The sequence below is a fragment of the Azospirillum baldaniorum genome, from assembly GCF_003119195.2.
Taxonomy (GTDB): Bacteria; Pseudomonadota; Alphaproteobacteria; order Azospirillales; family Azospirillaceae; genus Azospirillum; species Azospirillum baldaniorum.
The window spans coordinates 1,829,376-1,848,689 of record NZ_CP022253.1; the positions used below are offsets into that span (position 1 = coordinate 1,829,376).

Genomic DNA, 19,314 nt, shown 5'->3' on the forward strand with positions numbered 1-19,314 from the left:
CGGGCGGAAGCAAGGCTCACATGGGAGGAACACCAAGATGGCGAACCCCACCGGCATCGGCGCTTCCGTGCGCCGGCGCGAGGACGCGCGCTTCCTGACTGGGCGCGGCACCTACACCGACGACATCAACCGGCCCGGCCAGACCCACGCGGTCTTCGTCCGGTCCCCCTACGCCCACGCCCGCATCACCGGCATCGACGCGGCCGAGGCCATGCGGGCCCCCGGCGTGATCGCCGTGCTGACCGGCGCCGACATGGAGGCCGACAAGGTCGGCAGCCTGCCCTGCGGCTGGCAGATCCATTCCAAGGACGGCTCCCCGATGAAGGAGCCGCCGCACTTCCCGATCGCCCGCGACCGCGCGCGCTACGTCGGCGACGCCGTCGCCGTGGTCATCGCCGAGACGCGCGAGCAGGCGAAGGACGCCGCCGAACTGGTCATGGTCGATTACGAGGAACTGCCGGCGGCGGTCACCTCGCTGAAGGCGCTGGAGGGCGGCGCGCCGCTGGTCCACGACGACGTCGGCGGCAACCTCTGCTTCGACTGGCACCTCGGCGACGCGGCGGCGGTGGACGCGGCCTTTTCGCAGGCTGCCCACGTGGCGAAGCTCGATCTGGTCAACCAGCGGCTCGTCCCCAACGCCATGGAGCCACGGGCGGCGCTCGGTGAGTACGACCGGGCGACCGGCGAGCACACGCTGACCACCACCAGCCAGAATCCGCACGTCATCCGCCTGCTGATGGGCGCCTTCGTCCTGGGCATCCCGGAGCACAAGCTGCGCGTCGTCGCCCCCGACGTCGGCGGCGGCTTCGGCTCCAAGATCTTCCATTACGGCGAGGAGGCCGTCGTCACCTGGGCGGCGAAGAAGGTCGGACGCCCGGTGAAGTGGACCGCCGAACGCTCGGAGAGCTTCCTGACCGACGCCCACGGCCGCGACCATGTCAGCCATGCCGAGCTGGCGATGGACAAGGACGGCAACTTCCTGGCGCTGCGCGTCGCGACCATCGCCAACATGGGCGCCTATCTGTCGACCTTCGCGCCGTCGATCCCGACCTACCTCTACGCCACGCTGCTGGCCGGCCAGTACAAGACCCCGGCGATCTACGCCGAGGTGAAAGCGGTCTTCACCAACACCGTGCCGGTGGACGCCTACCGCGGCGCCGGGCGTCCGGAGGCCTGTTACCTGATCGAGCGGCTGGTCGAGGTCGCCGCCGCCGAGACGGGCATCGACAAGGCGGAGTTGCGCCGCCGCAACTTCGTGCCGGCCAGCGCCATGCCCTACCAGACCCCGGTGGCGCTCCAGTACGACACCGGCGACTTCGCCAAGAACCTCGACATCGCCCTGCCGCTGGTCGACTACGACGGCTTCGCGGCGCGCAAGGCCGAATCCGCCCGGCGCGGCAAGCTGCGCGGCATCGGCTTCGCCACCTACATCGAGGCCTGCGGCATCGCGCCGAGCAACGTCGCCGGAGCGCTGGGCGCGCGGGCCGGGCTCTACGAATCGGCGGAGGTGCGTTTCCATCCGACCGGCTCGGTTACGGTCTTCACCGGCTCCCACAGCCATGGGCAGGGGCACGAGACGACCTTCGCGCAGCTCGTCTCCGAGCGCTTCGGCGTGCCCATCGAGAATGTGGAGATCGTCCACGGCGATACCAGCAAGATCCCCTTCGGCATGGGCACCTACGGCTCCCGCTCGCTGGCGGTCGGCGGGTCGGCCATCGTCAAGGCGATGGACAAGGTGGAACGCAAGGCCAAGAAGATCGCCGCCCACATGCTGGAGGCCGCCGAGGCCGACATCGAGGTGAAAGACGGGCGCTTCGTGGTGGCCGGGACCGACAAGGCTTTGACCATCGGCGACATCGCCCTGCAGGCCTACGTCCCGCACAACTTCCCGCTCGACGAGCTGGAGCCGGGGCTGGACGAACAGGCCTTCTACGACCCGAAGAACTTCACCTACCCCAACGGCTGCCACGTCTGCGAGGTGGAGATCGACCCTGACACCGGCGTGGTGCAGGTGGTCAACTTCGCCGCGGTGGACGATTTCGGGCGCGTCATCAACCCGCTGATCGTCGAAGGGCAGGTCCATGGCGGGCTGGTCCAGGGCATCGGGCAGGCGCTCTACGAGAACTGCGTCTATGACGAGGACTCGGGCCAGCTCATCACCGGCTCCTACATGGACTATTGCATGCCGCGGGCGGACGACGTGCCGTCCTTCACGGTGCGCTACCACGAGGACCAGCCCTGCACCCACAACCCGCTGGGCGTGAAGGGCTGCGGCGAGGCCGGGACCATCGGAGCGTCGGCCGCCGTGATGAACGCGGTGGTGCACGCCCTGTCCGAATACGGCGTCACGCATCTCGACATGCCGGCGACCCCGGAGCGGGTCTGGCAGGCGATCCGGCGCCACACCCCCGCCCAGGCGGCCGAGTAAGAGGGAGGAGACATCATGTACGCCTTCACCTATCACCGCCCCAAGAGCGTCGCCGACGCCGTCGCCCTGCTCGGCCAGTTCGAGGACCCGAAGCTGCTGGGCGGCGGGCAGACGCTCCTGCCGACGCTCAAGCAGCGTCTGGCCCGGCCGAGCGACCTGATCGACCTCGGCCAGATTCCGGAGCTTCAGGGCATCCGGGAGGAGGCCGGCGGCCTGACCGTCGGCGCCTTCACCCGCCACGCCCAGGTCGCTCATTCCGACACGGTGCAGCGGGTCATCCCAGCGCTGGCCAGCCTCGCCGAGGGCATCGGCGACCGGCAGGTGCGCAACATGGGCACGCTCGGCGGGTCGATCTGCAACGCCGATCCCTCCGCCGACTACCCCGCTGCGGCCGTCGCGCTGAAGGCCACGGTGCGGACCGACCGGCGGGAGATCGCCGGCGACGACTTCTTCACCGGCATGTTCGAGACGGCGCTGGAGCCCGGCGAGATCGTCACCGCCGTGCATTTCCAGAAACCGGACAAGGCCGCCTACGCCAAGTTCCGCAACCCGGCCAGCCGCTACGCCATCGTCGGCGTGTTCGTGGCCGTGTTCGGCAGCGAGGTCCGCGTGGCGGTGACCGGCGCGGGTCCGTCGGTCTTCCGGGCCGACGACATGGAGGCGGCGCTGGCCCAGGACTTCCGCGCCGACGCCCTCAACGGCGCGTCGGTGTCGGCGGACGGGCTGAACGCCGACATCCACGCCAGCGCCGACTACCGCGCCCATCTGGTGCGGGTGATGGCAAGGCGCGCGGTCGAGGCGTGTGGATAAAAGCCCCATCACCTTGAAAGTCCCCTCTCCCCTCCGGGGAGAGGGTTAGGGTGAGGGGGTTGCGCTTGTGCCGGACATACCGCCATGCGCAACCCCCTCACCGGCCCTCCGGGCCACCCTCTCCCCAGAGGGGAGAGGGTTACCGCACCCTGCAAGGCGCCCTGCCCACCATGCCCAACACCCTCCCCGCTTCCGTCGATGACACGCTGGACCTGCTGCGGCGGGGGAACTACGTCGCCGACCGCTCGTTGGCGACGGCGCTGTACCTTGCGCTGAAGCTGCGGCGTCCGCTGTTTCTGGAGGGCGAGGCCGGGGTCGGCAAGACCGAGATTGCCAAGGTGCTGTCCGCCACGCTGGGCCGGCGCCTGCTGCGGCTGCAATGCTACGAGGGGCTGGACGTCGCCGCGGCGGTCTATGAGTGGAACTACGCCCGGCAGATGATGGAGATCCGGCTGGCCGAGGCGTCGGGCGACCGCGACCGGGACGCGCTCGCCGCCGACCTCTTTTCCGAACGCTTCCTCATCAAGCGGCCGCTGCTCCAGGCGCTGGAGCCCGATCCGGCCGGGGCGCCAGTCCTGCTGATCGACGAGCTGGACCGCACCGACGAGCCGTTCGAAGCCTATCTGCTCGAAATCCTCTCCGACTTCCAGGTCTCGATCCCCGAGTTCGGCACCGTCACCGCGCCGGAGCCGCCCATCGTCATCCTGACCTCCAACCGCACCCGCGAGATTCACGACGCGCTGAAGCGGCGCTGCTTCTACCACTGGGTCGATTACCCCAACGCCGAGCGCGAGCGCGCCATCCTGGCGGTGAAGGCACCGAACGCCGACGCCCGGCTGGCCGCCCAGGTCGTCGGCGTCGTGCAAAGCCTGCGCGGGATGGACCTCTACAAGGCGCCGGGCGTGGCCGAGACGCTGGACTGGGCGCAGGCCCTGGTCGAACTGAACCAGCTGGAGCTGGAGCCCTCCGTCATCAACGACACGCTGGGCACGCTGCTGAAGTACCAGGACGACATCGCCCGCATCCAGGGCAGCGAGGCCGCGCGCATCCTGGCCCAGGTCAAGACGGAACTCGCCGCCTCCGCGGCCCGGTAAAATTGAAAGCGGTGAGCGACCATGCAGGGCGGCCTCGCCATCAACCTGATGCATTTCGCCCGCGCGCTGCGGGCGGCGGGGCTGCCGGTCGGGCCGGGCAAGCTGCTTCAGGCCGTCGAGGCGGTCGAGGCGGTGGGGATCGGCAACCGGGCGGACTTCTACTGGGCGCTGCACGCCGTCTTCGTGAACCGGCGCGACCAGCGCGAGGTCTTCGACCAGGCCTTCCACGTCTTCTGGCGCAACCCGGACATCCTGAAGCGGATGATGGGGCTGATGCTGCCGACCATCCGCACGGAGGCGTCGGACCGCCAGGACCCGCTGTCCCGCCGCGTCGCCGACGCGCTGCGCGGCACCGCGCCGGAGGCCGAGGGGCCGGAGAAATCAGAGATCGAGGTTGACGCCGCCTTCACCGTTTCGGCCCAGGAACGGTTGCAGGAGAAGGATTTCGAGAAAATGTCCGCGGCGGAGATGGCCGAGGCCAAACGGATGCTCGCCCGCATCGCCCTGCCGGTCGCCGAGGTGACGACCCGCCGCCATCGCCCCGACCCGCTGGGGCCACGCGTGGACCCGCGGGCGACGCTGCGGCGGATGCTGCGCTCCGGCGGCGATCTCGCCGATCTGGCGCGGCGCAGCCGCCGCACGCGGCCGCCGCCGCTGGTCGTGCTGTGCGACATCTCCGGCTCCATGACGCGCTATTCGCGGATGCTGCTGCATTTCATGCACGCGGTCAGCAACGACCGCGACCGGGTGCACAGCTTCGTCTTCGGCACCCGCCTGACCAACATCACCCGCCATCTGCGGCACAAGGATGTGGACGTGGCGCTGGACGCCGTGTCGGCAGCGGTGGCGGACTGGTCGGGAGGAACGCGCATCGGGACGGCGCTGCACGCCTTCAACCGGACCTGGGCGCGCCGGGTCCTCGGCCAGGGGGCGGTGGTTCTGCTCATCACCGACGGGCTGGACCGGGATGCCGGCGAGGGGCTTGCGGTGGAGGCCGAACGGCTGCACAAAAGCTGCCGCCGTCTGGTCTGGCTGAACCCGCTCTTGCGGTGGGAGGGGTTCGCACCAAAATCCAGCGGTATCCGGGCCCTGTTGCCGCATGTGGACGACTTCCGCCCGGTCCACAACCTGAACAGTCTGGCCGGGCTCGCCGACGCGCTGAACCGCGACGGGCCGCGACGGGCCGAAAGCCTGCGCAAGTGGCTGAAGGAGGCCGCATGAAGGACGATATTCTGGAGCAGGCCGCGGTCTGGCGCGCGGAAGGCCGCAAGGTGGCCCTGGCGACGGTGGTCGCCACCTGGGGATCCTCCCCCCGCCCGGTGGGCAGCCAGATGGCGGTGGACGACGCCGGTTCGATGATCGGCTCGGTCTCCGGCGGCTGCATCGAGGGGGCCGTCGTGCATGAGGCGCGCAAGACCATGGAGGATGGCGAGCCCCGGATGATCTCGTTCGGGGTCAGCAACGAAATGGCCTGGGAGGTCGGGCTGGCCTGCGGCGGCCGGGTGCAGGTCTATGTCGAGGCCGTGGAATGAAGCGCGACATCACCGAACGCCTGCTGGCCGCCCGCAAGGCCGGGCGTCCCGTGGCCCTGGTCACCGACCTCGGCACCGGTCTGCAGACTCTCGTCTATGAGGACGCCATCCACGGCGGCTTCGGGCTGGAGGACGACCTTCTGGAGGAGGTGCGGGAGCGGCTGCGCCAGGATCGTTCCGGCCTCGTCAGCGATCTGGAGGACGAGGAGGACGGCGTCCAGCTGTTCGTCCAGACCCACAACCCGCCGCTGCGCCTGCTGGTGGTCGGCGCCGTGCACATCGCCCAGGCGTTGGCCCCCCTCGCCGCGCTGACCGGCTACGCCGTCACGGTGATCGACCCGCGTGGCTCCTTCGCCACGGAATCGCGCTTCCCCGGCGTTGCCCTGCACGATTCCTGGCCGGACGAGGCGCTGTCCGCGCTGACGATCGACAACCGCACCGCCGTGGTGACCCTGACCCACGACCCCAAGCTGGACGACCCGGCGCTGCTGGTGGCGCTGCGCTCCCCGGCCTTCTACGTCGGGTCGCTCGGCAGCAAGCGCACCCACGCCAAGCGGCTGGAGCGGCTGAAGGAGCAGGGCGTGACCGACGCGGAACTGGCGCGCATCCACGCCCCGGTCGGGCTGGACATCGGCGCCGTGACCCCGGCGGAGATCGCCCTGTCGGTCATGGCCCAGATCACCGCCGTGCGGCGCAAGGCCGGCGCGGCCTGACAGGAGTTCATCACCATGTTTTTCGGCCCGCTGCCCCTGCGGGAGCTGGAGGGCGCCATCCTGGCGCATTCGGTCCGCCGCGGCTCCGTCAGCTTCAAGAAGGGCCGCGTCCTCAGCGCCGAGGACGTGACCGCGCTGCGCGACGCCGGCCTCACCACGGTGACCGTCGCCAAGCCCGGCCCTGACGATGTGGGCGAGGACGCAGCGGCGGCCCGCATCGCCGCCGCCCTGAAGGGGCAGGAGATCACCGTCGGCGCCGCCTTCACCGGCCGCGTCAACCTGTTCGCGGAATCGCGCGGCCTGTTCGTTCCGGATGTCGAACGGATCAACGCGCTGAACCTCATCGACGAAAGCGTAACGGTCGCCACCCTGCCCGCCTTCGCGCCGGTCGAGCCCGGCCAGATGGTCGCTACGGTCAAGATCATCCCCTTCGCCGCCCCCCGCGGCGCCGTGGAGGGGGCGGAGGTCGAGGCGTCCGCCGGGATGCCGGCGCTGCGCGTCGCCCCCTTCCGTCCGCTGACCGCCGCGCTGATCCAGACCCGCCTGCCCGGCGTGAAGGACAGCGTCCTCGACAAGACCGTGGCCGTGACGCGGCAACGTCTGGAGGCGATGGGCGGACGGCTGGTCCGCGATTCGCGCTGCTACCACGGCGAGGCGGCGCTGGCCGACGCCATCGCGGCGGCGGGACGCGTCGATCTGCTGCTGGTCGCCGGGGCCTCGGCCATCACCGACCGGCGCGACGTGCTGCCCGCGGGCATCGAGCGGGCGGGCGGCGTGATCGAGCATTTCGGCATGCCGGTCGACCCCGGCAATCTGCTGCTGATCGCGCATATCGGGGAGACGCCGGTGCTCGGCCTGCCCGGCTGCGCCCGGTCGCCCAAGCTGAACGGCTTCGATTGGGTGCTCCAGCGCATCGCCGCCAACATTCCAGTGACGCGGGCCGACGTGATGCGGATGGGCGTCGGCGGCCTGCTGGCCGAGATTCCCAGCCGGCCCCTGCCCCGTTCCGGCACCGTCGCGGTGGAGCCGCCGCGCGCGCCGCGCATCGCCGCGCTGGTTCTGGCCGCCGGACGGTCGAGCCGGATGGGCGGCAGCAACAAGCTGCTCGCCGATGTCGGGGGTGAGCCTCTGGTCGTCCGCACGGTCGAAGCGGTGCTGGCCTCGCAGGCCAAGCCGGTGGTGGTGGTGACCGGCCACATGGCGGAGGCGGTGTCCGCCCCGCTGGCCGGGCGGCCGCTGACCATCGTCCACAACCCGTCCTTCGCCGACGGGCTCAGCGCTTCGCTGCGCGCCGGGCTGGCCGCCCTGCCGGCGGATGTCGACGGGGTGGTGGTGTGCCTCGGCGACATGCCACGGGTCACGCCGCAGGCCATCGACCGGCTGATCGCCGCCTACGGCCCGCTGGAGGGCCGGACCGTCTGCGTCCCGACCGTCCATGGCAAGCGCGGCAACCCGGTCCTGTGGGACCGCGGCTTCTTCGCGGAGATGGCGAAGCTCTCCGGCGACGCCGGGGCCAAGGCCCTGCTGGCCACCCACGCCGATCAGGTCGTCGAGGTGCCGGTGGAGGACGGCGGCATCCTCTACGACGTGGACACGCCGGAACTGCTGGCGGAGCTTCGCGGGTAAAGCTCAGACCGCCCGTTCGATCACCAGATCCAGCCAGCGGCGGGAGATCGTCCGAGCGACCGTCTCGGCGGCGGGCAGGTGCCGCTCCAGCGCGGCGTCCAGCCCGTCGAGGACGGCCCGGTTGCGCTCCCGCGAGTCGACGCCGAACTTCTCCGCCCAGCCGCGGACGATGGCGGCGTCGGCCTCCGGGTGGAACTGGAAGGCGTAGAGGCTGCGGCCGAGCCGGAAGGCCTGACGCATGCAGGCTTCGCTCCAGGCCAACGGGACGGCACCTTCGGGAAATTCGAAGGTGTCGTAGTGCCACTGCACCATGTGCAGCTCCGGCGCCAGCCCGCCGAGCAGCGGATCGTCCGAAGCGGCATTGAACAGCCGGATCGCGCCCACGCCGATCTCCGCCACCGAATGGCGGTAGACGCGGGCACCGAAGGCGCGGGCGGCCAACTGCGCGCCCAGGCAGATGCCCATCACCGGGCGCTCCTCCGCCGCGAAGGCGCGGATCAGGTCCATGACCTGTGGAAAGTGCGGCCCCTGCGCGTCGTTCCAGGCGTCCTGCGGGCCGCCGAGGACCAGCAGCCCGTGATAGCCCTCCGGCGTGGCGGGCAGCGCCTCCCCCTCGTCCGCGGCGACGGTGACCAGCGTCGCGCCGAACTCGGTCAGCGCGTCCCCAACAAGTCCGGCGGGGGCGTTTCGGTTGTTCTGAACGACCAGGATGCGCATGGAGGGGCCACGTCGGTGAAAGCGGATGCCCCGTTCATGAGCGGCGGAAGCGGCGAAATCAAGCGGTGCAAGGCGGCTATGCGCCGCGCCGCGGGACGGCGTACAGTGCGATGACGCGAAGGAAGCCTTTCAACTTCCCCAGGGAGACGAGATCGATGCTGACCCGGATTCGCACGTTGGCGGGGGCCGCCGCCCTTGCCGGCACTCTGCTGGTCCCCGCGACCCTGCTGTTCCCGACCTCCGCCGCCGCGCAGAACGGCACGGTGACCTTCCTGCACTTCAACGACATCTACGAAATTTCCCCGGTGAAGGGCCGCGGCGGCTTCGCCCCCCTGATGACGGTGCTGAAGACGGAGCGGGAACGCAGCGCCGGAACGCTGACGACGGTGGGCGGCGATTTCCTGTCCCCCTCCCTGCTCTCCGGGACGACGCGGGGCGCGCAGATGCCCGACCTGTTCAACGCCATGGGCGTGGACGTCGTCGGTTTCGGGAATCACGAGTTCGACTTCGGCACGGAGGTGCTGAAGGCCCGCATCGCCGAATCGAAGTTCCCCTGGGTCGGCACCAACATCGCCGGACCGGACGGCCAACCGTTTCCCGGTTCGGTCGCCACCTGGACGAAGACGGTCGGCGACGTCAAGGTCGGCTTCCTCGGCGTCCTGACGCCGGAGACCGCGCATCTGTCCAGCGGCGGGGCGGAGGCCACCTTCACCAACGTGCAGGCCGCCGCGGCCCTGGCGGTGAAGGCGCTGCGCGACGCGGGGGCGAACATCGTCGTGGCGCTGACCCACCAGACCATCACGGAGGACCGTGAACTGGCCATCAAGGTGAAGGGCATCGACCTCGTGCTGGGCGGCCACGACCACGACCCGATCAGCTTCTACGAGGGATCGACCCTGATCCTGAAGGCCGGGGCGGACGGTCATTATCTTGGCGTCATCGATCTGGCGGTCAGCACCAAAGCCACGGACAAGGGACCGGCCACCACCGTCACGCCCGCCAGCTGGCGTTTCGTCACCACCGCCGGGGTGGCCCCGGACGCCGAGGTCGGGGCCTTGGTCAAGCGCTACATCGACCAGCTCGACGCCACGCTGGCCGGGGTGATCGGGCGGACGGAAACCGACCTGGACAGCCGCAAGGACGTCGTCCGTTCGCAGGAGACGACGATGGGCAACCTGATCGCCGACGCGCTGCGCGACGGGCTGAAGGCCGATGTCGCCATCACCAACGGCGGCGGCATCCGCGCCGACACGCTGCACCCGGCGGGCAGTTCGTTGACCCGCAAGGACATCTTCGCGGAGATGCCCTTCGGCAATGTCGCCGTGCTGACGCTGCTGTCCGGCGCCGACGTGCTGGCCGCGCTGGAGCATGGCGTGTCGAAGGTGGAGGACAAGGCCGGGCGCTTCCCCCAGGTGTCGGGCCTGACCTTCACCTATGACCCGAAACTGCCGTCGGGCACACGCGTGACCGGCGTGACGGTGAACGGCCAGCCGCTCGACCCCGCCCGGACCTACCGCGTGGCGACCAACGACTACATGCTGAAGGGCGGCGACGGCTACGCCGCGCTGACCCGCGGTCGGACGGTGGTGGACGCCTCCGGCGCCGTGCTGATGGCGACGATGGTCATGGATTACGTGGAGACGAAGAAGACGGTCGCCCCGAAGGTCGAAGGCCGCATCGTCGCGAAGTGACCGGAGCGCGCGCAAAAAAGAACGCCCCTGGACCGGCTGGTCCGGGGGCGCAAGGCCAGGATGGATCGTTGGTGAAGCGTCAGGCGCTGCGGCGCACGTGGCGCGCGGCCCCTTCGGCCCGCGCGTTCAGTCGCCGCACCGCGTCGTTCGCGGTTTTCGCCGACAGCTCCGACACCTTGACGCTGCGATTCAGCAGAAGTTCCATCTCGTCTTTGACCATGCTGCTCTGCGCGGCGTAGAGGTCCTGGACCGACCGGCTGCGCATCATCGCATTGATGCCTTCGGCGTTGCGGGCCATGGCCTCCTGGGCGAAGCCCATCCATTCGCGCATGATGGACTGCATCCCGTCCATCAGCACGGACCCGCACTGCGTCATGACGTCCATGTTCTCGCGGGCTTGCTGGGCGACCTCGCCTTGGGCTTGTGCGGACAGGCCCATCATGCGGTTGAGTTGATCGGTGGTCTGGCCAGCGACTTGGCCAGCCACCTGGGTCGCCTTTCCCATCATGTCGCTGGCCGTATCGGCGCCGCGCTGGGTCGTTTCCGCGGCGGTTTCCGCCATGCGGCGGGTGGTGTCCTCGGCAACATTCCGGCCTTTGGCGGCGGTGTCGCGCGCGATGGTCTGCGCGTCCTTCTCTGAAGCCATCTGCCTTGCTCCTGGTTTCGTTCCGTCCGAATCGGACGCTCCCCCCATTTTTCTTGAGTGTCGCGATTTTTGTGCAGTGCGACACAAGCAACCATATACCATGGTGGCGAAGAATAGTTCCACAACTCTAAAAACTAACCTTACCTACTTTTTTGCGGATACAGAGAAGTCTCCACCATGATTTATTGCATTGAGTTTTGCATCAAATTTCATGGAGTGTTTTAATTGATCCAAAGAAAATCACCAAGCGGCACCACAAGTGAGATGCGGATGGCCGGAGCACACCCCAAATTCTGAGGTAAGAAATCCTGAGCCGGCGCGCTGCCCGTCCTGGTCCGGCACCGGCCCACCCGCGGAGGATGCCCATGCTCATCGGCGTGCCGACGGAAATCAAAAACCATGAGTACCGCGTCGGGCTGACCCCGGCCTCGGTTCGTGAACTGACGCATCACGGGCACAGCGTGCTGGTGCAGGCGGGAGCCGGCGCCGCCATTGGGCTGGACGACGAGCACTATGAAGCCGCCGGGGCGGAGATCGTGCCGGACGCCGCAACCGTCTTCGCCCGCGCGGAGATGGTGGTGAAGGTGAAGGAGCCCCAGCCGCAGGAATGCGCGATGCTGCGCCGGGGGCAGATCCTGTTCACCTATCTGCACCTCGCTCCCGACCCGAAGCAGACCAAGCTGTTGCTGGACTCCGGCGCCGTCGCCATCGCCTACGAGACGGTGACGGATTCCCGCGGCGGCCTGCCGCTCCTGGCGCCGATGAGCGAGGTGGCCGGCCGCATGTCGGTCCAGGCCGGCGCCCATTGCCTGGAGAAGGCGCAGGGCGGGCGCGGCGTCCTGCTCGGCGGCGTGCCCGGCGTTCCGGCGGCCAAGGTGGTGGTGCTGGGCGGCGGCGTGGTCGGCACCAACGCCGCCCGCATGGCCATGGGGCTGGAGGCGAAGGTGATCGTCATCGACAAATCCCTGCCCCGCCTGAAGGAGTTGGATCTGCAGTTCGGCGCGAAGCTTCAGACGCTCTATTCGACGGTCGACACGATCGAGGAGCATGTGCTCGACGCCGACCTCGTCATCGGTGCGGTCCTCGTGCCGGGGGCCGAGGCGCCGAAGCTGGTGACCAGGGCGATGGTGGAGCGGATGCGGCGGGGTGCCGTGGTGGTGGACGTCGCCATCGACCAAGGCGGCTGCTTCGAGACCTCGCACCCGACCACCCACGCCGAGCCGACCTATCTGGTGGACGGGGTGGTCCATTACTGCGTCGCCAACATGCCGGGGGCGGTCGCGCGCACCTCGACCTTCGCGTTGAACAACGCCACCCTGCCCTTCACGCTGGCGCTCGCCGACCGGGGCTACCGCGCGGCGCTGGCGCGCGACCCGCACCTGCGGGCGGGGCTGAACATCCACGCCGGGGCGGTCACCTGCAAGGCGGTGGCCGATGCCCAGGGGCTGGGTTACCAGCCGGCGGAGGAAGCGCTGCGGCTTTGAATGCCGTTCCCGGAGGGGGCGACCGCGATCGCCCCCTTCGAAAGCGGGCACTCAGGCCGACCGGAGCCGTGAGAAGCGGAAATCGCAGTGGCTGGCGCCGCCGGCCAGGGTTTGCGTTCTTTCCAGATGGATGCCGCGTGTCGCGTAGGCGTCGAAATCAAGACCGCAGATGTTCGGCAGAAGGTCCTTGTCACCATGGCGGGCCGCGAATTTGCAGAAACCGCAGGCTTTGTAGTTGATGCCGAACTCGAAACGATCTCCTGGACCCGGCTCGACGAAGTCGTAGACGAAATCTTCGGGAAACTGCTCCTGATGGCTTTTCTCCGCCTGTTCACGGAGAAACGCCTGATTCTCCGGTGACATGAATTGACGCCCCGCGGCGAGGCGTTCCGCTTCGGGCACGGTGAGCAGCTGGGCCTTGTAGGTGTCCCGCTCGATGTCGCCGATCACGGACAGCGGCACGCCGTGCCGCCGGAGCACCCGGCTGATCGCCATGAAGCCGAGGAGACGCATGAAGAAGTCGCTCATGCGACTCTCCGCGCCCCCGACATAGGGCATTTGCGTGAGCACGATGGCGAACTCGTCCATCACCTCCCGCTTGATTCCATCAATGCTGGAGGGATGAACGTGCTCGCCCAACATCGCTTCGGCAAGGTCGAGGCGATGGCGCATGGCGGCCTCCATCGCGCCGCGATGATCCTCATAAAATGGATGGACCGTCTCAACCATTCGGCGCTCCCAAATGAACAACGGCAATTTTCTTCTGACTCACGGGCGTTTTCCGCCGAAGCGGGCGGCGATCTCTCCGACGATGCCGCGGCGGAACAGCAGCACGCAGGCGACGAAGATGACGCCGATCACCACCGGCACCGGCAGGTTGCTCGCCGCCAGATAATTCTCCAGCGTCACCACCAGCGCCGCCCCGACCACCGGGCCGAACAGCGTCCCGATGCCGCCCAGCAGGGTCATCAGCACCACCGCGCCGGACATCTGCCACTGCACATCGGTCAGGGTGGCGAGTTGGAAGACGATCGCCTTGGTGCCCCCGGCCAATCCGGCCAGCGTGGCGGACAGGACGAAGGCCATCAGCTTGTAATGGTCGGTGCGGTAGCCGAGCGAGATGGCGCGCGGCTCGTTCTCGCGGATCGCTTTCAAGACTTGCCCGAAGGGCGAATGGACGGTGCGCCAGATCACCGCAAAGCCGAAGAGGAAGACCGCCAGCACCGTGTAGTACATCGCCATCGACTGGCTGAGGTCGATCACCCCGAACAGATGCCCGCGCGGTACCGCCTGGATGCCGTCCTCGCCGCCGGTGAACTTGAGCTGGAGCGCCATGAAGAAGACCATCTGCGACAGCGCCAGCGTGATCATGGCGAAGTAGATCCCCTGCCTGCGGATCGCCAGCGCACCGAAGGCCAGACCGAGCGTCGCGGCGAAGGCCGTTCCCAGCAGGATGCCGAGTTCCGGCGGCAGCCCCCAGACCTTCACCGTGTGGGCGGTGATGTAGGCCGCCCCGCCGAAGAAGGCGGCGTGGCCGAAGCTGAGCAGACCGGCAAAGCCGATCAGCAGGTTGAAGGCGCAGGCGAACAACGCGAAGCACAGCACCTTCATCACGAAGACGGGGTACAGCACGTAGGGCGCGGCGATCAGGACCAGCAGCAGCACGGCCAGGGCCAGCAGGCCCGGCATGGCCGGTCGTCCGGTGGCGGGGGCCGCGGTTTCGCGGCGGACGGCGTGGATTTCGGTCGCCATGGGTCACCTCTCCCGCCCGAACAGGCCGGCGGGCTTGATCAACAGCACCACGGCCATGATGACGAAGACGACGATGTTGGACGCCTCCGGATAGAACACCTTCGTCAGACCTTCCAACAGGCCCAGACCATATCCGGTCAGCACCGCCCCCAGAATCGACCCCATGCCGCCGATCACCACCACGGCGAAGACGACGATGATCAGGTTGGAGCCCATCAGCGGCGACACCTGATAGATCGGGGCGGCCAGCACGCCGGCCACCCCGGCCAGTGCCACGCCGAACCCGTAGGTGGCCGTGATCATCAGCGGCACATTGATGCCGAAGGCCTGGACCAGAACCGGATTCTCGGTGGCGGCGCGCAGGTAGGCGCCGAGCTTCGTCCGCTCGATGGCGTACCAGGTGGCGAGGCAGACGACCAGCGAGGCGACGACGACCCAGCCGCGGTAGTTGGGCAGGAACATGAAGCCCAGATTCTGACCGCCGCGCAGCAGGTCGGGGATCGGGTAGGGCTGGCCCGACACGCCGTAGAAGTGGCGGAAGGCGCCCTCCACGATCAGCGCGAGGCCGAAGGTCAGCAACAGCCCGTAGAGATGGTCGAGCTTGTAGAGGCGGCTGAGCAGCGTCTTTTCCAGCACCACGCCGAAGGCGCCGACAACCAGCGGCGCCAGAAGCAGCGCCCACCAGTAGCCGATCCCCGCCGTGGTCAGCAGCAGCCACGCCACGAAGGCCCCCAGCATGTAGAGCGCGCCGTGGGCGAAGTTGATGACGTTGAGCATGCCGAAGATGACCGCCAGCCCGAGGCTGAGCAGCGCGTAGAAGGATCCGTTGATCAGCCCCAGCAGAAGCTGCCCGAACAGCGCCTGCGGCGGGATGCCGAAGATGGTGGACATTGTGGTTCGCCTCCGGCCGTTCTGCGCGGCGGGTGACCGCCCCGGCGCCCGTCCCCGCACGCGGCGGCGGACGGAACGCCGGGGCGGGCGGGGATCAGCCCGGCAGCTTGCAGCCGCTCTCCGCCATGGTGGCGAAGGCCTCGTCGCCGGGGATGGTGCGGATGATCTCGTAATAATCCCACGGCCCCTTGGACTCGCTGGGCTTCTTCACGCGGGCCAGATACATGTCGTGGACCATGCGCCCGTTCGGCAGGATCTTGCCGTTCTTGGCGAACATGTCGTTGACCGGCATCTCCTTCATCTTGGCGGCCACGGTCGGCCCGTCGTCGGTCCCAGCCGCCTCGATGGCCTTCAGGTAGTGCTTCACCGAGGAGTAGCTGCCGGCCTGCACCATGGTCGGCATCTTACCGGTCTTCGCCTTGTACTTCTCCGACCAGGCGCGCTTCTCGTCGTCCATGTCCCAGTAGAAGCCGGTGGTCAGGACGAGGTCCTGGGCGACCTGGAGCCCCAGAGCGTGCACATCCGACAGGAAGATCAGCAGCCCGGCCAGCTTCTGTTGCCCGCTCTGCGTCAGGCCGAACTCCGACGCCTGCTTGATCGAGGTGATGGTGTCGCCGCCGGCGTTGGCGAGGCCGATGACCTGCGCGCCCGACGACTGCGCCTGCAGCAGGAAGGAGGAGAAGTCCGCCGTGTTCAGCGGCGCGCGGACCGCCCCCACGACCGTGCCGCCGGCCTTCTTCACCTGTGCGGCCGTGTCGGTTTCAAGCTGGTGGCCGAAGGCGTAGTCGGCGGTCAGGAAGAACCAGCTCTTGCCGCCCTCCTTCACGATGGCCTGACCGGTGCCGACGGCCAGAGCGCGGGTGTCGTAGGCCCAGTGGAAGCCGGTGGGCGAGCAGGCGTCGCCGGTCAGGCGCGAGGTCGCCGGCCCCTGCATCAGGAAGATCGTCTTCTTCTCGCGCGTCACCTCCTGCACCGCCAGGGCGACGCCGGAGTTCGGCACGTCGACGATGACGTCCACCCCGTCGCGGTCGATCCATTCGCGGGAGAGGTTGGAGCCGATGTCCGGTTTGTTCTGGTGGTCGGCGGCGATCACTTCGATGGGCTTGCCCAGGATCTTGCCGCCCACCTCCTCGACCGCCATGCGGACGGCGACCACCGAGCCCTCGCCGCCCAAATCGGCATAGAGGCCGGAGCGGTCGTTGAGGACGCCGATCTTCACAACGTCGCCGGAGATCTTGCCCTGCTGGGCCTGCGCGGAACCGACGGCCAGCGCGGCGAGCGCCGCTCCGGCAAGCAGACGTGCAATCATTCCATTCCTCCCCGTTCGAATTCGAGCGTTTCTGCTTGTTGATTCAGACACCCAGATACGTGTGCAGCTTCTCCATGTTGGCGGCGAGCTGGTTGTTCGGGATCATGTCCATCACGCGGCCTTCCTCCATCATGTAATGGCGGTCGGCGATGGTGGCGGCGAAGCGGAAGTTCTGCTCGACCAGCAGGACGGTGAAGCCGCGCTGCTTCAGCTTGCGGACGGCCACCCCGATCTGCTCGATGATCACCGGGGCCAGCCCTTCCGTCGGCTCGTCGAGAAGGATCATGGTGGCGCCGGTGCGCAGGATGCGCGCGATGGCCAGCATCTGCTGCTCCCCGCCCGACAGGCGGGTGCCCTGGGTCGAGCCCCGGCCCTGAAGGTTGGGGAACAGCTCGTAAATCTGCTGGACCGTCATGCCGCCATCCTTCACGACGGGTGGCAGCGTCAGGTTTTCCTCGACGTTGAGCGAGGCGAAGATCCCGCGCTCCTCCGGCACATAGCCGATGCCGAGGCGCGGGATCTTGTGCGGCGCCATGCCGATCAGTTCCTGCCCCTGAAATCGGATGGAGCCGGTGCGCTTGCCGACGATGCCCATGATCGAGCGCATGGTGGTCGTCTTGCCGGCGCCGTTGCGGCCCAGCAGGGTCACCACCTCACCCTGGCGGACCTCCAGGTTCACCCCGTGCAGGACGTGGCTTTCGCCGTAGAAGGCCTGGAGATCGGAAACCTCCAGCATCGCGGTCCTCACCGTTGCGCCGTCAGGCATGACCGCTCCCCATATAGGCTTCCCGCACCTTCGGATGGCGCGACACCTCGGCGTAGGGGCCTTCGGCCAGGACCTCGCCGCGGGCCAGCACGGTGATCCAGTCCGACAGGTTGGAAACCACGGACAGGTTGTGCTCCACCATCAGGATCGTGCGGTTGGCCGAGACCCGCTTGATCAGCGCGGCGATGCGGTCGATGTCCTCGTGCCCCATGCCGGCCATCGGCTCGTCCAGCAGCAGCATCTCCGGCTCCAGGGCCAGCGTCGTGGCGATCTCCAGCGCCCGCTTGCGACCATAGGGAAGCTCCGCCGCCGGCCGGTGGGCGTAGCCAGCCAGCCCGACATCCTCCAGCAGTTCCATCGCCCGCCCGTTCAGCCGGTCGAGCACCGATTCCGATGTCCAGAAGTGGAAGGAGTTGCCGAGCGGCCGTTGCAGCCCGACGCGCACATTCTCCAGAACCGACAGATGCGGGAACACCGCAGAAATCTGGAAGGAGCGGATGATGCCCAGGCGCGCCACGTCCGCCGGCTTTACCGCCGTGATGTCGCGCCCGTTGAACAGGATGTTTCCGGTGCTGGGTTGAAGAAACTTGGTGAGCAGATTGAAAACGGTCGTTTTTCCGGCCCCGTTGGGACCGATCAGCGCATGGATGGACCCCCGTTTCACCCGCAGGCTGACGTCGCGGACGGCGACGAAGCCCCGGAATTCCTTGGTCAGTCCGCGCGTCTCCAGAATGACGTCACTTGCCATATCCTCCCCATTCCCTGTTTTCAGCAGCCTTCCGCGAGACCGCCTGTTGTTTGGTTCAGGTTATCAGCAATCTGTCACACGTACAGCTTACGGAAAGAACTTAATCCCGTCCATCCGGAAGCATCGAAGACGTGACAAAGCATGACCGGACGGCAAAACCGCCGGCAAAAAGGATCTATGGGAGGCCGAAACGCGGGCATGAAAAAAGCGGCCACGCAGGGCCGCACACCGACTCGCGGCACGCCCCCGGACCCGAGGCCGGAGGCGTGCCTTTCTCTTTCGACGCAGGAGCCGGAAACCGCGGTACCGATACGACTCAGGCAGCCGCGGATCAGGCCGCCGAGGTCAGCGGAAAGCCGCTGTAGTCGAGCGACGCGGACCAGAAGCGTTCGAGCTTGCGCAGGGTCTCGTTCGCCTTGACCAGTTCCTCGTCGCTGAAGCCGGCCTTCTCCAGAGCCGTCAGATGGCGCTCGAACATGCGGCTGATCTTCTCGCGCAGATCGAGGCCCTTCTCCGACAGGCGGACGCGCACCGACCGGCGGTCGTGCGGCGAACGCTCCTGCCCGAGATAGCCGTTCTCGACCATCTTCTTCACGTTGTAGGACACGTTGGAGCCGAGATAATAGCCGCGCGCCGTAAGCTCGCCGACGGTCATCTCGTCTTCGCCGATGTTGTAGAGGATCAGGCTCTGGACGTTGTTGATGTCCTGGATACCGAGCCGGTCAAGCTCGGTCTTCAGCACCTCGAGAAAGTGGCGGTGAAGCCGTTCGATCAAGAGGATGCTTTCATAATAGGGTTTGCGCACCGCGGTCTCCTTTGGCTCGTACCGGACATGGGCCGACCTGTGGCCTTTCCGGGGTCCTTAAGCGGAGATTAACCGATCATTGTCCGGCAATCACCTCAATAATGCCCCAAAAGCACAGCCCGGGTTGTAGAACAGCCTGGCCCTGCGGAATATCCCCGTCCTGCCGCGCCAAGCCCCGTCGCGTGCCAGGATTGCCTGGAATCCAGGCACCCCGGCGGCGTTCCCGCCCGGCGAACCGGGCGGCAAGCCGACCCGTCCCATCCAACCCCCGACAACAACCGTCAGGCAACAACAACGGTCAG

The 19,314-nt window shown here is 68.0% G+C and carries 18 protein-coding genes; 9 read left to right on the top strand and 9 right to left on the bottom strand.

Annotated elements, in window-relative coordinates:
* The first annotated feature begins 37 nt into the window (after window positions 1–37).
* From Sp245p_RS08625 to Sp245p_RS08655, 7 genes are all read left to right on the top strand, one after another.
* Window positions 38–2,428 (top strand): xanthine dehydrogenase family protein molybdopterin-binding subunit, encoded by a 2,391-nt coding sequence (locus Sp245p_RS08625; RefSeq protein ID WP_014240414.1) that lies wholly within the window; start codon window positions 38–40, stop codon window positions 2,426–2,428.
* Window positions 2,429–2,443: 15 nt separating this feature from the next.
* On the top strand, window positions 2,444–3,238 hold the full coding sequence (locus Sp245p_RS08630; RefSeq protein ID WP_014240413.1) for an FAD binding domain-containing protein: 795 nt from the start codon (window positions 2,444–2,446) through the stop codon (window positions 3,236–3,238).
* A 170-nt stretch (window positions 3,239–3,408) separates the two neighbouring features.
* Entirely contained in the window at window positions 3,409–4,332 is a 924-nt protein-coding gene (locus tag Sp245p_RS08635) for an AAA family ATPase (RefSeq protein WP_109138459.1), read from the top strand.
* A 21-nt stretch (window positions 4,333–4,353) separates the two neighbouring features.
* Window positions 4,354–5,553, top strand: coding sequence for a vWA domain-containing protein (locus Sp245p_RS08640; protein ID WP_014240412.1), 1,200 nt, complete (start codon window positions 4,354–4,356; stop codon window positions 5,551–5,553).
* Window positions 5,550–5,864, top strand: coding sequence for an XdhC family protein (locus Sp245p_RS08645; RefSeq protein WP_014240411.1), 315 nt, complete (start codon window positions 5,550–5,552; stop codon window positions 5,862–5,864). The genes Sp245p_RS08640 and Sp245p_RS08645 overlap by 4 nt, the downstream gene beginning before the upstream one ends.
* Window positions 5,861–6,577, top strand: coding sequence for an XdhC family protein (locus Sp245p_RS08650; protein WP_014240410.1), 717 nt, complete (start codon window positions 5,861–5,863; stop codon window positions 6,575–6,577). Before Sp245p_RS08645 ends, Sp245p_RS08650 begins: the two co-directional genes overlap by 4 nt.
* A 15-nt stretch (window positions 6,578–6,592) precedes the next feature.
* Window positions 6,593–8,203, top strand: a complete 1,611-nt coding sequence (locus Sp245p_RS08655) for an NTP transferase domain-containing protein (protein WP_014240409.1) — start codon at window positions 6,593–6,595, stop codon at window positions 8,201–8,203.
* A 3-nt stretch (window positions 8,204–8,206) separates the two neighbouring features.
* Here the strand turns inward: Sp245p_RS08655 and Sp245p_RS08660 are convergent, their stop codons facing one another.
* On the bottom strand, window positions 8,207–8,920 hold the full coding sequence (locus Sp245p_RS08660) for a type 1 glutamine amidotransferase (RefSeq protein ID WP_014240408.1): 714 nt from the start codon (window positions 8,918–8,920) through the stop codon (window positions 8,207–8,209).
* Between the two features lie 155 nt (window positions 8,921–9,075).
* Between Sp245p_RS08660 and Sp245p_RS08665 the strand changes: the two genes are divergently transcribed.
* The gene (locus tag Sp245p_RS08665) at window positions 9,076–10,611 is read left to right on the top strand and encodes a bifunctional metallophosphatase/5'-nucleotidase (RefSeq protein WP_109138460.1); all 1,536 of its coding nucleotides are present in this window, start codon (window positions 9,076–9,078) and stop codon (window positions 10,609–10,611) included.
* A 79-nt stretch (window positions 10,612–10,690) separates the two neighbouring features.
* Here Sp245p_RS08665 and Sp245p_RS08670 read toward each other — a convergent pair whose 3' ends face one another.
* A complete protein-coding gene (locus Sp245p_RS08670; protein ID WP_014240407.1) occupies window positions 10,691–11,257 on the bottom strand; it encodes a phasin family protein in 567 nt (188 codons plus the stop codon).
* 365 nt (window positions 11,258–11,622) lie between these two features.
* Here Sp245p_RS08670 and ald point away from each other — a divergent pair, with 365 nt between their 5' ends.
* Complete coding sequence (gene ald / locus Sp245p_RS08675) at window positions 11,623–12,741, top strand: alanine dehydrogenase (protein ID WP_014240405.1); 1,119 nt, start codon at window positions 11,623–11,625, stop codon at window positions 12,739–12,741.
* Between the two features lie 51 nt (window positions 12,742–12,792).
* Here the strand turns inward: ald and Sp245p_RS08680 are convergent, their stop codons facing one another.
* From Sp245p_RS08680 to Sp245p_RS08710, 7 genes are all read right to left on the bottom strand, one after another.
* Window positions 12,793–13,470, bottom strand: a complete 678-nt coding sequence (locus Sp245p_RS08680; RefSeq protein WP_041811052.1) for an L-2-amino-thiazoline-4-carboxylic acid hydrolase — start codon at window positions 13,468–13,470, stop codon at window positions 12,793–12,795.
* Window positions 13,471–13,509: 39 nt separating this feature from the next.
* A complete protein-coding gene (locus tag Sp245p_RS08685) occupies window positions 13,510–14,493 on the bottom strand; it encodes a branched-chain amino acid ABC transporter permease (RefSeq protein ID WP_014240402.1) in 984 nt (327 codons plus the stop codon).
* Between the two features lie 3 nt (window positions 14,494–14,496).
* On the bottom strand, window positions 14,497–15,384 hold the full coding sequence (locus Sp245p_RS08690; protein ID WP_109138461.1) for a branched-chain amino acid ABC transporter permease: 888 nt from the start codon (window positions 15,382–15,384) through the stop codon (window positions 14,497–14,499).
* A gap of 94 nt (window positions 15,385–15,478) precedes the next feature.
* Window positions 15,479–16,693, bottom strand: a complete 1,215-nt coding sequence (locus Sp245p_RS08695; protein ID WP_038527750.1) for an ABC transporter substrate-binding protein — start codon at window positions 16,691–16,693, stop codon at window positions 15,479–15,481.
* A 43-nt stretch (window positions 16,694–16,736) separates the two neighbouring features.
* On the bottom strand, window positions 16,737–17,459 hold the full coding sequence (locus Sp245p_RS08700; RefSeq protein ID WP_038527748.1) for an ABC transporter ATP-binding protein: 723 nt from the start codon (window positions 17,457–17,459) through the stop codon (window positions 16,737–16,739).
* Complete coding sequence (locus Sp245p_RS08705) at window positions 17,452–18,207, bottom strand: ABC transporter ATP-binding protein (RefSeq protein WP_014240399.1); 756 nt, start codon at window positions 18,205–18,207, stop codon at window positions 17,452–17,454. The genes Sp245p_RS08700 and Sp245p_RS08705 overlap by 8 nt, the downstream gene beginning before the upstream one ends.
* Window positions 18,208–18,538: 331 nt before the next feature.
* Window positions 18,539–19,012, bottom strand: a complete 474-nt coding sequence (locus tag Sp245p_RS08710) for a MarR family winged helix-turn-helix transcriptional regulator (RefSeq protein WP_014240398.1) — start codon at window positions 19,010–19,012, stop codon at window positions 18,539–18,541.
* Between the last annotated feature and the right edge of the window lie 302 nt (window positions 19,013–19,314).

Excerpts from the sequence above, each read along its gene's own strand:
- Sp245p_RS08665 (WP_109138460.1), top strand. The coding sequence starts at position 9,076 with ATGCTGACCCGGATTCGCACGTTGGCGGGGGCCGCCGCCCTTGCCGGC.
- Sp245p_RS08650 (WP_014240410.1), top strand. The coding sequence starts at position 5,861 with ATGAAGCGCGACATCACCGAACGCCTGCTGGCCGCCCGCAAGGCCGGG.
- Sp245p_RS08655 (WP_014240409.1), top strand. The coding sequence starts at position 6,593 with ATGTTTTTCGGCCCGCTGCCCCTGCGGGAGCTGGAGGGCGCCATCCTG.
- Sp245p_RS08630 (WP_014240413.1), top strand. The coding sequence starts at position 2,444 with ATGTACGCCTTCACCTATCACCGCCCCAAGAGCGTCGCCGACGCCGTC.
- Sp245p_RS08645 (WP_014240411.1), top strand. The coding sequence starts at position 5,550 with ATGAAGGACGATATTCTGGAGCAGGCCGCGGTCTGGCGCGCGGAAGGC.
- Sp245p_RS08640 (WP_014240412.1), top strand. The coding sequence starts at position 4,354 with ATGCAGGGCGGCCTCGCCATCAACCTGATGCATTTCGCCCGCGCGCTG.
- Sp245p_RS08660 (WP_014240408.1), bottom strand. The coding sequence starts at position 8,920 with ATGCGCATCCTGGTCGTTCAGAACAACCGAAACGCCCCCGCCGGACTT.
- Sp245p_RS08625 (WP_014240414.1), top strand. The coding sequence starts at position 38 with ATGGCGAACCCCACCGGCATCGGCGCTTCCGTGCGCCGGCGCGAGGAC.
- Sp245p_RS08685 (WP_014240402.1), bottom strand. The coding sequence starts at position 14,493 with ATGGCGACCGAAATCCACGCCGTCCGCCGCGAAACCGCGGCCCCCGCC.
- Sp245p_RS08680 (WP_041811052.1), bottom strand. The coding sequence starts at position 13,470 with ATGGTTGAGACGGTCCATCCATTTTATGAGGATCATCGCGGCGCGATG.
- Sp245p_RS08695 (WP_038527750.1), bottom strand. The coding sequence starts at position 16,693 with ATGATTGCACGTCTGCTTGCCGGAGCGGCGCTCGCCGCGCTGGCCGTC.
- Sp245p_RS08705 (WP_014240399.1), bottom strand. The coding sequence starts at position 18,207 with ATGGCAAGTGACGTCATTCTGGAGACGCGCGGACTGACCAAGGAATTC.
- Sp245p_RS08690 (WP_109138461.1), bottom strand. The coding sequence starts at position 15,384 with ATGTCCACCATCTTCGGCATCCCGCCGCAGGCGCTGTTCGGGCAGCTT.
- Sp245p_RS08700 (WP_038527748.1), bottom strand. The coding sequence starts at position 17,459 with ATGCCTGACGGCGCAACGGTGAGGACCGCGATGCTGGAGGTTTCCGAT.
- ald (WP_014240405.1), top strand. The coding sequence starts at position 11,623 with ATGCTCATCGGCGTGCCGACGGAAATCAAAAACCATGAGTACCGCGTC.
- Sp245p_RS08635 (WP_109138459.1), top strand. The coding sequence starts at position 3,409 with ATGCCCAACACCCTCCCCGCTTCCGTCGATGACACGCTGGACCTGCTG.
- Sp245p_RS08670 (WP_014240407.1), bottom strand. The coding sequence starts at position 11,257 with ATGGCTTCAGAGAAGGACGCGCAGACCATCGCGCGCGACACCGCCGCC.